General features: G+C 28.2%; 14 protein-coding genes. 7 read left to right on the forward strand and 7 right to left on the reverse strand.

Going from position 1 to position 13,956, the window contains the following annotated elements:
- Nucleotides 1-618: 618 nt before the first annotated feature.
- Nucleotides 619-1,458 carry a replication initiation protein gene (locus JNUCC72_RS06745; RefSeq protein ID WP_454145107.1) on the forward strand — a complete coding sequence of 280 codons (840 nt, stop codon included), beginning with the start codon at nt 619-621 and terminating at the stop codon, nt 1,456-1,458.
- A gap of 50 nt (nt 1,459-1,508) precedes the next feature.
- Here JNUCC72_RS06745 and JNUCC72_RS06750 read toward each other — a convergent pair whose 3' ends face one another.
- Nucleotides 1,509-1,874, reverse strand: coding sequence for a hypothetical protein (locus JNUCC72_RS06750; RefSeq protein ID WP_454145109.1), 366 nt, complete (start codon nt 1,872-1,874; stop codon nt 1,509-1,511).
- A 466-nt stretch (nt 1,875-2,340) separates the two neighbouring features.
- Between JNUCC72_RS06750 and JNUCC72_RS06755 the strand changes: the two genes are divergently transcribed.
- Complete coding sequence (locus JNUCC72_RS06755; RefSeq protein ID WP_454145111.1) at nt 2,341-4,203, forward strand: NACHT domain-containing protein; 1,863 nt, start codon at nt 2,341-2,343, stop codon at nt 4,201-4,203.
- A gap of 125 nt (nt 4,204-4,328) precedes the next feature.
- Here the strand turns inward: JNUCC72_RS06755 and JNUCC72_RS06760 are convergent, their stop codons facing one another.
- Together JNUCC72_RS06760 and JNUCC72_RS06765 are read right to left on the reverse strand one after the other, a co-directional pair.
- The gene (locus tag JNUCC72_RS06760) at nt 4,329-6,050 is read right to left on the reverse strand and encodes an ATP-binding protein (protein WP_454145113.1); all 1,722 of its coding nucleotides are present in this window, start codon (nt 6,048-6,050) and stop codon (nt 4,329-4,331) included.
- A 70-nt stretch (nt 6,051-6,120) separates the two neighbouring features.
- On the reverse strand, nt 6,121-7,308 hold the full coding sequence (locus tag JNUCC72_RS06765; protein ID WP_454145115.1) for a DUF262 domain-containing protein: 1,188 nt from the start codon (nt 7,306-7,308) through the stop codon (nt 6,121-6,123).
- A gap of 430 nt (nt 7,309-7,738) precedes the next feature.
- Here JNUCC72_RS06765 and JNUCC72_RS06770 point away from each other — a divergent pair, with 430 nt between their 5' ends.
- From JNUCC72_RS06770 to JNUCC72_RS06785, 4 genes are all read left to right on the forward strand, one after another.
- On the forward strand, nt 7,739-8,368 hold the full coding sequence (locus JNUCC72_RS06770; RefSeq protein WP_454145089.1) for a helix-turn-helix domain-containing protein: 630 nt from the start codon (nt 7,739-7,741) through the stop codon (nt 8,366-8,368).
- 150 nt (nt 8,369-8,518) lie between these two features.
- Nucleotides 8,519-8,956 (forward strand): hypothetical protein, encoded by a 438-nt coding sequence (locus JNUCC72_RS06775; protein ID WP_454145091.1) that lies wholly within the window; start codon nt 8,519-8,521, stop codon nt 8,954-8,956.
- Nucleotides 8,957-9,087: 131 nt separating this feature from the next.
- Nucleotides 9,088-9,639 (forward strand): hypothetical protein, encoded by a 552-nt coding sequence (locus tag JNUCC72_RS06780; protein WP_454145093.1) that lies wholly within the window; start codon nt 9,088-9,090, stop codon nt 9,637-9,639.
- A gap of 124 nt (nt 9,640-9,763) precedes the next feature.
- Entirely contained in the window at nt 9,764-10,249 is a 486-nt protein-coding gene (locus JNUCC72_RS06785) for a hypothetical protein (protein WP_454145095.1), read from the forward strand.
- Nucleotides 10,250-10,330: 81 nt separating this feature from the next.
- Here the strand turns inward: JNUCC72_RS06785 and JNUCC72_RS06790 are convergent, their stop codons facing one another.
- Together JNUCC72_RS06790 and JNUCC72_RS06795 are read right to left on the reverse strand one after the other, a co-directional pair.
- Nucleotides 10,331-11,071, reverse strand: a complete 741-nt coding sequence (locus JNUCC72_RS06790) for a hypothetical protein (RefSeq protein ID WP_454145097.1) — start codon at nt 11,069-11,071, stop codon at nt 10,331-10,333.
- 604 nt (nt 11,072-11,675) lie between these two features.
- Nucleotides 11,676-12,425 (reverse strand): hypothetical protein, encoded by a 750-nt coding sequence (locus JNUCC72_RS06795; protein ID WP_454145099.1) that lies wholly within the window; start codon nt 12,423-12,425, stop codon nt 11,676-11,678.
- A gap of 685 nt (nt 12,426-13,110) precedes the next feature.
- Here JNUCC72_RS06795 and JNUCC72_RS06800 point away from each other — a divergent pair.
- Entirely contained in the window at nt 13,111-13,299 is a 189-nt protein-coding gene (locus tag JNUCC72_RS06800) for a hypothetical protein (RefSeq protein ID WP_454145101.1), read from the forward strand.
- A gap of 15 nt (nt 13,300-13,314) precedes the next feature.
- Here JNUCC72_RS06800 and JNUCC72_RS06805 read toward each other — a convergent pair whose 3' ends face one another.
- Nucleotides 13,315-13,602, reverse strand: coding sequence for a helix-turn-helix domain-containing protein (locus JNUCC72_RS06805; RefSeq protein ID WP_454145103.1), 288 nt, complete (start codon nt 13,600-13,602; stop codon nt 13,315-13,317).
- Nucleotides 13,589-13,954 carry a type II toxin-antitoxin system RelE/ParE family toxin gene (locus tag JNUCC72_RS06810; RefSeq protein WP_454145105.1) on the reverse strand — a complete coding sequence of 122 codons (366 nt, stop codon included), beginning with the start codon at nt 13,952-13,954 and terminating at the stop codon, nt 13,589-13,591. Before JNUCC72_RS06810 ends, JNUCC72_RS06805 begins: the two co-directional genes overlap by 14 nt.
- Between the last annotated feature and the right edge of the window lie 2 nt (nt 13,955-13,956).

Genomic DNA, 13,956 nt, shown 5'->3' on the forward strand with positions numbered 1-13,956 from the left:
CCTTATGATAGCTAATTAGCTATCATAAGTCAAAAATATTTGGATACTTAAATTCTAATTTTAAATAAATCTGAGAGTAACTCCCTATTTTTCACCGTTGCAGATAAACAAAATTTTTATTATTCATTCTCAAGAGATTGATTCATTAATAAACTTGATCTTTAAATATCATATGAGCCAATTTAAGAAGTTTTTGAGTAAAAGAAGAGGAATTCTACATAATCAATCAAAAAACTCTTAAAACGTTAAAATAAGCCCTGAATCAAATTCTATTTTCTAGACCTAATAATTTATTAAACATTTTATTTTGAACAACAAAATGTGATTGTTTTTTTAAATATTATACTTTTTTGCTGAGTTCTAACTCTTTTATAACTCTTTTATAACTCTTTTATAACTCTTTTAGGGGTTCTGTAGCCCTTGGGAGAGTAAGGCTCAGACAACCTTTTGAACAACAAAATGTGAGCTTTTGAACAACAAAATGTGAGCTTTTGAACAACAAAATGTGAGCTTTTGAACAACAAAATGTGAGCTTTTGAACAACATTTTTAAAGAACAAGTGTTGAAAAAATGTTGTTCAAATGTTAAGGTTATTTTATCCATAAGAGGAGAAATAAAATGGCTAAAAATGAAATAACCAAATATGATAATGAATTAAATGCTATACCATTAGCTCATTTAACAGGAGCTGAAATGAATATTTTTTTCTCGATTATTACTAAAATGCGTGATAAGGGAATCAAAAAAGTTAAGTTTAATTTTAGTGAGCTTAAAGAATTGTCTGATTATACAGATCATAATCGTGTACGTTTTGTTGATTCGATTAGAAAATTATATAGCAAAATGTTAACACTGAATTTTTCAGCAACATCAAAACAGGGAATGATTGAAAAACATTTCATTTTATTTTCTGAGTTCGAAATCAATCAATATGCTGATGAACCATATGTAGAAATACAAATTTATGATAAAGCTATACCACTTTTGAATGATTTAGATACTTGGGTACGCTATTCGCTCCATGAATTTAATTCCATTCGTAGTACATATGCTAAGACTTTATTTAGACTTCTAAAACAATATAGAGTAACAGGTAAGATGATTTTAACAACGGAAAAATTTTTGGAGTTACTTGCTGTACCAAAAAGCTATAAGCAGGCTCATATTTCTGATAGGATTCTAAAACCTTCTTTAGAGGAATTAAAACCTTATTTTGAAAATTTAAAAATAACGAAGCAGCATGCTAAAAAACGAGGAAATCCTGTTCAGAGCTATACTTTTACCTTTACACCTGAACCAAGGAATAAAGATGATTTTCAAGATAAGAAAAAAGTTTATAAAACAGTCGCTAATAAAGAAGTAGCTACTAACTCGTCTCAAAAGCAGTCAAAAGTAAAAACTGATAACAAATTTCTAGATAATATTTTAGGACAAATTGATGAAACTACTAAAGATTGACTCGTATATAAAAAGTGGGACCTTATAACAATAAGGTCCCACTTTTTTGTTTATGAGTGTTTAAATATATCAGCCAGTAGTTGATTTAACTTGCTAGCATCATTTGTCTTCCAAGAATTTGCTTGGTTATCCCACTCAAATTGATTAACGATACTTTGAATTTGACTAAATTCAGCTTTATGACCATTTAAAAAAGATTCATATTTTTTATTTTTTTGAATAAAATCTTGGAAATTAATTGCGATTTCATTTGTTTTTTCTAGGTCTTTATTTCCTAATGATTTATAGAAATTTCTACCAATTCTTTCGTAAGCTTTACTACGAATTTTTGCTTTCTCTTTTTTCATTTTATTGATTATTTTTTGTTGCTCTTTTTCTTTATTTTTCAACTTATTATATTTCTCAAATTCATTCATTTTTTGATCACAATCTTTCGTTATTTTTTATTAAATTAATTAAAAAATAAATTCAATAAAAAAGCAAAATAAAAAATAATTTTTAAAGTAATTTTGATATTTTAAACAAAAAAATGAAACTTGATACTACTTAAAAAGTCTAAATGTTTACCACTTTTAGCGAAATGTGGTAAACATTTGGCTAAATTACTTTACCACATTCGACAGAAAGTGGTAAAAGTATAGTACGCTTGATATCAACAGGAAACTAATCGCACTGCGATTTATCACGCTAGTGATATCAGTTTCCCTTATGCTCTTTTTTAACATGATTACAGTAAATTTTATACTTCTATAACTATGAAACTATGTTTAAAATTTTTTAATGAGATATGTGGCTATTTATAAATATTTAGAATATATTTATATTAATTGGTACCTAAATAAGAATAATATATTTTTTATATTGAAGGAGGAAAAAATGAGTATGGATTCTTTATTAACTTATAATTTCAAAAAATTAAACGATAGAGCTTTGAATTTCAGTAAAATTAAGTGGAAGCAAATGGAAACAAAATTCAATAATAATTTTAAAAAATATTTTAAAAAAGTAAGTAAAGAGTATGAAACTATTCCGAACGTTTTAGATGATACTAGAGTTAATTTATTAGAAAGATATCAACCAACTTATTTAGAATACACTGACGATTATAATAATAAAAAACGAGTTAAGAGTGATCACTTAAATAACATACTTGACTTAGCATCCTGTGCCTGTATAACAGGACTTGGAGGTGTTGGTAAATCAACTACGCTAAAATATTTTTTATTATCAAGTTTTCAGAATAAAGATTTTTATGATAAAAAAATCCCTGTATACATTGAGCTGAGAAAATATAATATTGAAGATGAAAATAAAAAAAGACGAAAATTTTTAGAGTTTATTTATGAAGAAATGACGGTATTTGGTTTTGATATTGACTTCGAATATTTCAAATTTATGGTCCAAAATGGAAGGTTCATTTTTCTTTTAGATGGATTTGATGAAATTTCATCCGATTATTCAAATAAATTGATTATTGAAATGAATGATTTGATTTGTAAGTATAGTGATAATAGGTACTTATTAACTAGTAGAAAGATGCCTCAATCAGAATACTTAGATACAATTCCAAATATTAAAAAATTTAATATTAGCGGACTAGATAAAAATCAAGCTATTAGTATGATTTCAAAAATTAATATGAATCAAGCAGATAAAAAAACAGAATTTATTAGTTTATTAAATAATTCACTATATGATGCATTTTCCAGCTTAGCCTCTAATCCAATACTTTTAATTTTAATGTATAGAACTTATAGAAAAACTACTAAATTTCCTGAAATAGAAGCAGCTTTTTTGTTGAAAATTTACGATATATTATATGATGAACATGATGCAACAAAGTTAGGGGCATATAAAAGAGAATTTAAAACTAATCTTTCTAAGTCTCAGTTATTAAGTCTTTTCTCAGAATTCTGTTTTCAAACTTACTATGGTAAATCAGGTATTCAAAATTCTTTTAAGAAGCGTGATGTATCAAATTTTTTAGAAAAAGCAAAATATGGTAATTGTGATGCAGGTGATTTTGTATATGATTTATCAGTTTGTTTATGTTTAATTCACAATGAAGGAGAAAATTGGTATTTTGTACATAATATTTTTCAAGAATTTTATGCAGCTTATTTTGTATATACACAATTTTCCCAAGATGATATAACTTTATTTTTTTGTAAGATTTTAGACAGACATGATGCTATTAGACTTCTGAACACTACGCTAAAATATTTTTTTGAATTAGATGAAACTGAAGATAAAAGTAAATTTCAGTCCGAAGTTATGTATCCTATTTTAAATAGATTGAAAAGAAGTCCAAATTTTGAAAGTTATATTGATGAATTAGATAGTGATTATATCTATCGTATTAAAGAAAATAAAGTTTACGTTAATAGAACGATATCCCCCGTTCCTAAATCAACAACATCTTCATTTTTAATTTACGTACTAACATTCTTTTCAAAAAATTATCGTAAAATACGTTATTACACATTTGAGAATTGTGATGAAGAAAAAAGTGTTAGTTCAAATCTAAAAAATAGACAGAAAGCATATGAAAAACGTAATAATATTACCGACTTATGTGTGTCACTTTCTATGGATCAGATTCAAAACGATGAGCAGCTGTCCAAAATTTTTAAAGAATCTAATATAAAAAACTTAAGAGGTCATTTTGATGATATTTGTATGATTTTTAATTCACTATTAAAATCTGAAAATGAGAATGAAAATTCATGGCTTGATGACATATAATTGTGAATACTGAACATAAAAAAGGAACTTAATTAAGTTCCTTTTTTATGTTCAGTATTATGCTTTTTAAACAATTTTATACCTAAAAAATACTAAACTATTGTTATAACAATAGTTTAGTATTTTTAGTAAAGTAGTTTCTTTATATCAATAATATAAATAGATTGTTGAAATCCTACTAACTTGTGAGTAGCTTGGTCAAATATGGATCTATTTTTCTCAAATTCTGACGGATGATATTCTTCTAATTCGATATGTTCAGTTTCAAATTTTTTCATATCACTATTTGTTACATCCCAACAAACAATACAATCTAATTCTGAAAAGATTTTTCTATTATCATTGAAGTCTTTTAAAATTGAAGTTATTGATGCTTTGAATTCCATTACAACCTTGTAATTATTGGACTTTGCGTATAAATCATATTTACCTTTGTATCCAGAAGACATTGGCTTAATATTTGTTATTATATTTCTACCTAACATATCATAAAACATTCCTGCAACAGTTGCTTCCTGTCCGTGAGGTTCTTTAATAAATGAAGTATTCGGGCTAGATAAATCTTGTATTTTTTCGATTTCATTAAATGTTTCTTCTTTTTTCCACTTGCTGTCTTCGTCAAGATAACCTTGTCCTGAAGTAAATTTTAATACCAGGTTAGTAATTTTTTGAAAAATCTCTTTTGCCTTTTGTTTATATATGTTTGCCTGCATATTATGAATTGATTTTCTACCTATATCGAAAGATAATTGGTCGTCTTCAATAAGAATAAATAAGTTTCCCCAATAACCTTGTATTCCTGTTGTAGGTGGATTAATACTAATTCCGGTAGGCATACCTTTAACAGAAAGATATATACCTCGTTCAAAAATAGAAAATCCATATTGAGATTCCCAATCAGGGTCATTAATTTGGTCTTCAGTAGCGAGATTATATTTTATAGATTTTGATTCCCAAACACTTCTAGAAGGCACATATACAGCTTTATATTTTAAATGCCTATTATTTTTGTATGAAAATTCACCTTTATCATATATCAATTTATTTTTAAGTAAATTTGTTTTATCGGCATCTGTACGATCTAGACGAGAGGCTTTTGATTCAAACGTTTTATAATCTATTTTACTGTCATCATCCGTAATTTCATCTATTGTTTGATACTTAAAGGGTAAGATATCGGAGTATTGATTATTTTCAAGATCAATATATTTTAAAGTTATTTCAATTGGAATATCAGATCCAAAAAGTGCTTTAGTACTTCCTAAAGCTGTCTTTGACCTTAAAACGTACTTTAATTGGTCATAACTGAGATTAAATATGTCAGAATTTTTGATGTTATCAATTTTTATAGTTGTCCCATTCTCTACTGAAAAATCATTATCAGGAATATGTTTAATAACTGGTAGATCTTGAGTACGGTTTTTTTTCCAATCATACGCTCCCTCTACTTCTCCTCTAAACTTAGTCTTTTCGTAAGATGTTTCGATAGAAAAATTATTACTAGTAAAAATAACAAAAGTAAGTCCTACGCCTTTTTCGCCGACTAAGTTTTTTTTATCAGTTTTATTAGTAGAAAACGGTCTCAACAGTAGGGGAACACTGTCTTTAGGAATTCCAATTCCGTTATCTTTCATCGTTATAGATTTGTGTGAACAGTCGATTTTTATCATTATCTTTCCAGTATAGTCTTTTGATTTTTTTTGAGAATACTGTTCTCTGATTGCATCTACAGAATTTTGAGAAAGTTCTGCCAGTATATCCCATGGGTTGTTATAACTATCATCTATACCCTTGATGCTTTGTCTTACTTGATCAGTCTCTGGTTTTAAAAAATCTATATTTTCCATTAAATTGTACATCCTTATTTTAAAATTTTTATTTCCTTAAAATAAATTATAAAGTTCATTATTTTCAAATTTAGTCAATGATATTAGCATCTGATCCTTTTAAAAAGTCTATTTGAAATTCCCTGTATACTAAAGAACTGAAAAGATTTCGTCTTGTTGTATTACTTTTATCCGAAAAATCAACAGTTTTTATCCAAGTAACCAATTTATCGAGCTCAGATGCACCGTTAAAAGTATAATAGCCTGATACATACAAAATATAGTCCATCTTTGTTATATAACTTTTAAGGTTGTTCTCTTTTATAAAATCCATCGTCCATTTCAAAGATTCAAGTGATTTTTCTGTTATGATGCCTAATTCTTTTTCAGACAACTTAATTATATTTTTACCCTTAGAATCTGAAGGAAATGGTGCATAGTTGTTCTTGTGTTGTTGTTTTTTTAAGACTTCATAAGCGGGGTTAAGTGATGCTACTGGGTATGATATTTTTGTGGAAAACTTAGTAAAAAGGTTATCATATCCATAGTTTTTTATAATTTTATTGTAAGGTCTAGTATACTTTTTATAAAAGTCAAAATTTTTTAACTTTAGTTTTGATATATCCATCTGAAGACTCGAAATGGTCGTTCCAGCATTATTGAGTACTTCAAACCATTCAATTTGTTCAAGTTCACTTAAACGCAAGGCTTTGTTAATAGTATATTTATAAGACATGAATTTTGATCTTAAACCAAAAATTAAATACTCAGTTTCTTTATCCTTAAAATTTGATTTTTGTAAAAAATCATTCAAAACATTTAAATCTCGATTAAAAAGAGTTGTAACGGGTATTAAATTTTTTTTATTATCAGCACTCTCAGAGATTCTAATCTTTCCTTTTGTTAAATCAAGAACAATCCCCTTTAAAGACTCATCACCTGAGTAGGCCAAATAGTTGGTTGATAGTCTTTGTTGCCCATCTATAACTGAGTTCATGGTGATTTCAGGCTCTACCACTTCACGATTTATGAAGGAAACTTGTAGGCTTTCATCACTGTTTAATTCAGTAAAAGAAATTGGCGATATAGCTGCTTTACTAAACATTTGATAATTCAACAGAGCAGCTTGTTTTTTTAAAGTCCAACTCAACTCCCTTTGAAAAAGTGGAATAACAATTTGATTATCTTCTATTCTTTGACATAATTCACCTATCGCCAGCTGTGTTGTATTATCCGTGGGATTGTATGAAACATATTCTTTTATTTTATTTGAAATCATATTTCTCTCTCTTTCTTAAAATCATTACTGCTAAAAGCAGCATAACCTATAAAAACCAAAAAAACAAGTGCTGCTATTTTTTTTTTTTTTTTAAATGTTGATTTTATAGTATTTTTCGTCTTTAGAATTTTTAGCTGCTATTAAATTGTTTTGTGGTATTTAGTTATAAGAAGATTTAAAAAATGTTTTAAAAGTAAAAATTCATAGATTTAAAGCATTAACTTTGATAAAAGCGTACTCGTTTTTAGGTGTTCAGAGAACAATCGTTTCCTGAAGTAGACTAATAGAATTAGAGATAATCCTGCAAGAAATTCTTTCTAAAGCTATAATTGTTGTTATTATCAAAAGAGATAATATTAAAAGTAGCTCTATTAAAATACATTATTGATCGCTTTTTATTAATTATTATATTTAAGGAGAAAGAAGTAGCATGGAATTTTCAGAAAAAATCAAACTAATTCGTAAATATAATCATCTTACGCAGGAAGAACTCGCTAATAAAATAAATGTATCGAGAAAAACCGTTTCAGGATGGGAAAACAAGAGAAGTACGCCCGACGAATTGACTTTGGAAATACTGGAAGATACCTTTGATATTCCTATAAAAATTCTAACAGATGACACAATTAGTGACATTTTTAATATAAATGATGAAAGAAGCCAAAAAAGAAGACATATATACTATTATCTGTTAATTCTTGAAGCAGTAATGATATTTATTTCGTTTTTATCTTTACTTAATGTAGTCGAGGCTCCTTTGAATACCGTATTACTCATATTAAACACTTATATTATTAATTATTTGATTGAGGGGTTACATAAGTACACTCTAACTTCAACATACATAAAAATAGGATTCACAGGAATTATAATGTTTAGTTTTTGTATAGGTTTGTTTAATCTGTTTAAATATTTACAAAATTTAAATGTTATAGAAAACCCTATATTTATAATATCAGGAGCTACAATAGGGACGATTATTCATATTGCTGTATTAATATTGGCAATCCATATACTATTAAAAGCTGCCGAATTTTTAAAATTAAGAAAATACTATTGAATCAAAAAGCACTACTCCAATAAAACGACGTATCTATAGTGTCTTAATCCAAAAAGACAAATTGATCCTTATGTAAGCTGTGTTATCTAAACACAAACTGAGATAATTCAAAATGTAACTAACTTATAACTCAAACATAAAGGAGAAAATATGACATTTTTAAATAGTATTCGAAAACCAATGAAAGCATTGCTTCTATCTCCATGGATAGTAATTGCGTTTATTTATTTTTTCTTAACAGTTATTTGCTCATATCCCGCAGAAATAATTGTTAAATATGCAAATGATATTAATACTAAGGCATTATTTAGCGGTATTGTCATTTACTACGTCTATTTTTTAGCTACCAATTTATTAAAAAATAGAAAAGTTCAGGTAAAATCTATTCTTATTTTTAGTATAAAAATATTAGCGTATACTATATTTGTAAGTATATTTTTTGAAACTGTAAATTTAGTTATTGGATACTCGGGTATAGCAATTTTAAAAGATACGCAATTTTGGTATAACATCAGTTATTTAAGTATATATATCAGCTTTTATATTGGATATGCAATCCAAATACTTAGCTCTTATAAGAACAAATAGTCAATTTATTTTATCCTCTCTTCTATAACATATAATTATGATTTTTACGTTATGAAGAGAGGATTTTTTTATGATATAAAACATTGGCTTTTTATTTCTTTTCATTTAAGCTTAAATCAGAGGTGATTATAGTGAAAACCGTAAGAGATTTATCAGAAGAACTAGCTGTAACCAAACAATCAATTAATTACTACATACGTCAGAATAAAGGAAAATTCGACAAACATATTAAGAAAATTGGACAAGCTAATAAGCTAGACAAAGAAGCACAAAATATTATTAGAAAACACTTTAAACAGTCAGATAGAGCAAACCAGAAAAAACCGGAAAATTCCGACAAATCAACTAGAAAGCAATCGGAAGGAACCGGAAAAACTCAACTAGAACAAAGTCAAGAAGAAACGATTAAGACATTAAAAGAAGAGCTAGCTAGTCGAAGAGAAGAACTCAAAATGGCTCAAAATTTAATTGATCAGCAACAACGTTTAACGCTCCAAACTAATAATACAGTCGAGTACCTAAGAGAAGAAAACAAACAACTAAAACTGATAGCGGAAAACTCCGGAAAGAACCGGAAAGAACCGGAAGTTTTCGAAAATGAACCAGAAAAATCTAATAATTCAACTCAAGTTGATCAGAAATCTAGTAAAACTACTAAAAAAAAGTGGATGTTCTGGAAATGAGACTAAGAAATTAAATAACCAGAAATATCTAGAAATTTTAATCGCCATAGTAGTAGACGTGTCAGCAGAAAATTTGAAATATAAAACATAAAGTGTTTAACTTCATCAAAAGGAGACGTTAGCTATGCCGATTGATATTCTAATAGAAAATATGCTTCACAATATATTATATAAATTGATTTTAATATTTATTATCATATTTTTAGCACGTAAACTAAAAAACTTTGTTAGAAAGCGACAAACTATTACAAAGGTTTTACGCAACCGTTTATCCAATCATCATAAAGAACAGTTTAAGCAACGTATTAATAAGACAAAAAAAATACTACCGTTTTATTTAGTACCGGTTTTTCTTTGTATATTTCTTTGTATATTTCTTTGTATAGCAGGAGAATTAATTCCTCTAACATATAAAATTTTATTGATACTTTTATTTTTAGTAACTTTCTTTATGCTGTATTATATTATTTTTATTCAAAGTACGAAGTACCTTATAAGTCACAGCAACATAACACCTATTGAAAAAGAAGAATTTAATAAGTTAAATAAATCTATATACATAACTATCTTTTCTGTTGAATTACTATACGTTTTCTTATTTTTTGCTTAGATTCTATTGGTGTACTTCGGGAAACTCGCATTCCTCGAACATGTTTTTGAGCACAAAAAAAGAGCCTATTTAGGCTCTTTTTTAATATCCCCATTGAATTGAACCCCATGAATCTGGTGCTTTACCAGTAGTGTCTGAGCCCTCACGTAGTGCTTTATCGTATTCTTCCTGAGTATTCCATTTAGCCTCATTCCGATTTGAACGATTAACTACTTTATTTTGAGCATTGGAATTTTGTTGTGGTGTTGACGGTTGAACTACCGTGGCATTTGAGAATGCTTTTTGTCCTCTTGAAGCTTCGTTTTTAATCTTAGCGTAGTCACCACTGATCCATTGGTTTGCTCCAATTTGATACCATGTTTTACCGTTTACAACTTGTCTTTGTGTTGTTTTGTAATCAGCACCATGTTTTACTTGTCCGTTTGTTCCTGTCATTGCTGGAGAAGTCCAAACGTTCACACTAAAACCAGGTTTGTAGTTGATTGTGATTGTAGCATCTAAAGCTTGTGATGAGTTCTCATTACCTAAATCGTAATATTGTTCACTTGCCCATTCGTTGTTTCCAACTAGATACCATAAACGACCATCTGTCCCTTTAACTGTTGTATTAACTAGCCATTGAGTTGAAGTTCCTAAGTAATGACCTGTAACTTGCGGATTAGTTTGAACATTACCCCATGTTGCAATCCCATAACCTGAAACGTAGTTAACTGTGGCAGTTTTATCTGGTGTAGCAGCATGTGTTGTATGTGATTGACTTGCTGAAAGTCCAATAGCTGCTGTTAGTAAAGCTAGACCTGAAACTAAAGTTGTCTTTTTCATAATGACTCCTCTTTTTCTTAAATGTATTAATTTAACAAATTAATTATAGCAAATCAGAAAAAGACAAGGTAGAAAGACATAAAAACCATTAGTTATTCTCTAAAAGAACCTAGAAAATAACCTCTTTAAGTTTTAATAGTAAACCTATGGATTTTGCCAAAATAAAATAAAGTATAGCTTTAATGAATTTGAGGCAAATGAATGTTTTTTATAAAAATATAGGCTAATTTGTGGGATTTTTTATAAAAAAGAGTGTACCCCTTACCAAAAACCATAAGGCTCGCATATGGATTAAAATACATACCCTAAGACCTATGGTTTTATACCTATGGATTTTAACTTTAAAATGATTAACCTAGATTTTTTTAGTAAGGGCAGATAAGCATAATTTTGGTTCTTCACTATCAAAAACCTAGATTGATTAATAGACTTGATATTTAGACGGAATATAAGCTGATATAAGAGGTTTTTCCTACGAAAAAAGGAATTATACATAAATAAACAAAAAAAGCTCTTAGAGAACAAAAATAAGCTAAATATACTTACTTCGTATGACCATTCCTTGAACAACAAAAAGCCCCCAAAAAATGGGGGCTTTTTTATATTAGTCAACCATTTGCCATCCTTTAAATTGACCAACATTATCAGTATTTCCAGCTGGATCATTGTCAGTTTTCAATCGTTCATTATATTCTTCTTCAGTTGACCAACCATCAACTAAACCTTTTTTCTTAGATGAATTACTTGAAGAATTGCTGTTGGTGTTTTGTTGTGGTGTTGACGGTTGAACTACCGTAGCATTTGAGAATGTTTTTTGTCCTCTTGAAGCTTCATTTTTAATTTTAGCGTAGTCACCACTGATCCATTGGTTTGCTCCGATTTGATACCATGTTTTACCGTTTACAACTTGTCTTTGTGTTGTTTTGTAATCAGCACCATGTTTAACTTGTCCGTTTGTCCCTGTCATTGCTGGAGAAGTCCAAACATTCACGCTAAAACCTGGTTTGTAGTTGATTGTAATTGTGGCATCTAAAGCTTGTGATGAGTTTTCATTACCTAAATCGTAATATTGTTCACTAGCCCATTCATTGTTTCCAACTAGATACCATAAACGACCGTCTGTCCCTTTAACTGTTGTATTAACTAGCCATTGAGTTGAAGTTCCTAAGTAATGACCTGTAACTTGCGGATTAGTTTGAACATTACCCCATGTTGCAATCCCATAACCTGAAACGTAGTTAACTGTGGCAGTTTTATCTGGTGTAGCAGCATGTGTTGTATGTGATTGACTTGCTGAAAGTCCAATAGCTGCTGTTAGTAAAGCTAGACCTGAAACTAAAGTTGTCTTTTTCATAATGACTCCTCTTTTTCTTAAATGTATTAATTTAACAAATTAATTATAGCAAATCAGAAAAAGACAAGGTAGAAAGACATAAAAACCATTAGTTATTCTCTAAAAGAACCTAGAAAATAACCTCTTTAAGTTTTAATAGTAAACCTATGGATTTTGCCAAAATAAAATAAAGTATAGCTTTAATGAATTTGAGGCAAATGAATGTTTTTTATAAAAATATAGGCTAATTTGTGGGATTTTTTATAAAAAAGAGTGTACCCCCTTACTAAAAACCATAGGTATCGCATATGGATCAAAATACATACCCTAAGACCTATGGTTTTATACCTATGGATTTTAACTTTAAAGTAATCACCCTAGATTTTTTTAATGAGGGTAGATAAGCATAATTTTGGTTCTTCACTATCAAAAAACCTAGATTGATTAATAGACTTGATATTTAGACGGAATATAAGTCGATATAAGAGCTTTTTCCTACGAAAGAAGTAAATTATACATAAACAAGCTAAAAAGCTCTCAGAAAGCGAAAATATGCTAAATATGCTTATTTCTTGCAAGGATATTACTAATATATTTCCTATATTTAATATTTTAAATTATTTAAACAATTATGATCAAAACTATTTAAATATTTATTTTCTTTAATTTTCAGAATATTATTTTTATTATAAGGGGGGATATGAAAATGAATTTTAAAAAAGCAGGTGCTTCTTTATTTACAACCATTGCTGGTGTTCTAATTCTTTATTTATTAAGTTATTTATTTAATTTTCACTTAGCACCTACAACAATTTTTGGGATATCTTTAATAACTTTCTTTTTACTTTTAACAAGCAAATCAAATGTTAAAGCAACAAAAAAAGAGCCTAATTAGAATTAGGCTCTTTTTTTATGCTGTTACTGGAATAAAATCTATTTTTAATCTCGTATGGCTAGCTATGGCAATATCATTTAGTAAATTTGTAGACGGATTCATTGTACCATTTTCAATACGAGCAATTGTTGATTGTGGCTTGCCTAACTTTGAAGCCAGTTCACGCTGTGTCAATCCTTGCTTTTCTCTCAAATTTCTAACTAATACAGCAATATCTAGCTGGTTACTATACTTTTCAAAACCCTTAGCTAATTCAGGATTTTCCTGACTTCTTTTTGCAATATATTGATTAATCTTGCTCATTACTATCACCTCTATACTGATTCATATAAGTTTCTCGACGACTTTTAGCAGTTTTAATTTCGTTATTAGGTGTTTTCTGCGATTTTTTTGTAAATCCATGTGTAATCGTATATTTATCTCCATTTACGTGAAAATAAATTGCTCTTTGAATATTTGAAGCTCTCTTTGATCGAATTTCAAAAAGATTTTTATCCAATTTTTTTATCCATTCTTGTCTTGCTGCAATAGATAAACCATATTCTTCAATTTTTGAAATAGTAACTACTAACTTCTGCTCATCTTTAACAGGTAATGATTTCAAAAATTTTTCAAATTCATCCCAGTCGTAAAAATCAAATTCTATTTTATTCATAA

The organism is Holzapfeliella sp. JNUCC 72 (genome assembly GCF_053668685.1).

Coding starts and splice junctions, on each gene's coding strand:
- JNUCC72_RS06810 (WP_454145105.1), bottom strand. CDS start 13,954: ATGAATAAAATAGAATTTGATTTTTACGACTGGGATGAATTTGAAAAA.
- JNUCC72_RS06805 (WP_454145103.1), bottom strand. CDS start 13,602: ATGAGCAAGATTAATCAATATATTGCAAAAAGAAGTCAGGAAAATCCT.
- JNUCC72_RS06790 (WP_454145097.1), bottom strand. CDS start 11,071: ATGAAAAAGACAACTTTAGTTTCAGGTCTAGCTTTACTAACAGCAGCT.
- JNUCC72_RS06755 (WP_454145111.1), top strand. CDS start 2,341: ATGGATTCTTTATTAACTTATAATTTCAAAAAATTAAACGATAGAGCT.
- JNUCC72_RS06785 (WP_454145095.1), top strand. CDS start 9,764: ATGCCGATTGATATTCTAATAGAAAATATGCTTCACAATATATTATAT.
- JNUCC72_RS06770 (WP_454145089.1), top strand. CDS start 7,739: ATGGAATTTTCAGAAAAAATCAAACTAATTCGTAAATATAATCATCTT.
- JNUCC72_RS06795 (WP_454145099.1), bottom strand. CDS start 12,425: ATGAAAAAGACAACTTTAGTTTCAGGTCTAGCTTTACTAACAGCAGCT.
- JNUCC72_RS06800 (WP_454145101.1), top strand. CDS start 13,111: ATGAATTTTAAAAAAGCAGGTGCTTCTTTATTTACAACCATTGCTGGT.
- JNUCC72_RS06765 (WP_454145115.1), bottom strand. CDS start 7,308: ATGATTTCAAATAAAATAAAAGAATATGTTTCATACAATCCCACGGAT.
- JNUCC72_RS06745 (WP_454145107.1), top strand. CDS start 619: ATGGCTAAAAATGAAATAACCAAATATGATAATGAATTAAATGCTATA.
- JNUCC72_RS06760 (WP_454145113.1), bottom strand. CDS start 6,050: ATGGAAAATATAGATTTTTTAAAACCAGAGACTGATCAAGTAAGACAA.
- JNUCC72_RS06775 (WP_454145091.1), top strand. CDS start 8,519: ATGACATTTTTAAATAGTATTCGAAAACCAATGAAAGCATTGCTTCTA.
- JNUCC72_RS06750 (WP_454145109.1), bottom strand. CDS start 1,874: ATGAATGAATTTGAGAAATATAATAAGTTGAAAAATAAAGAAAAAGAG.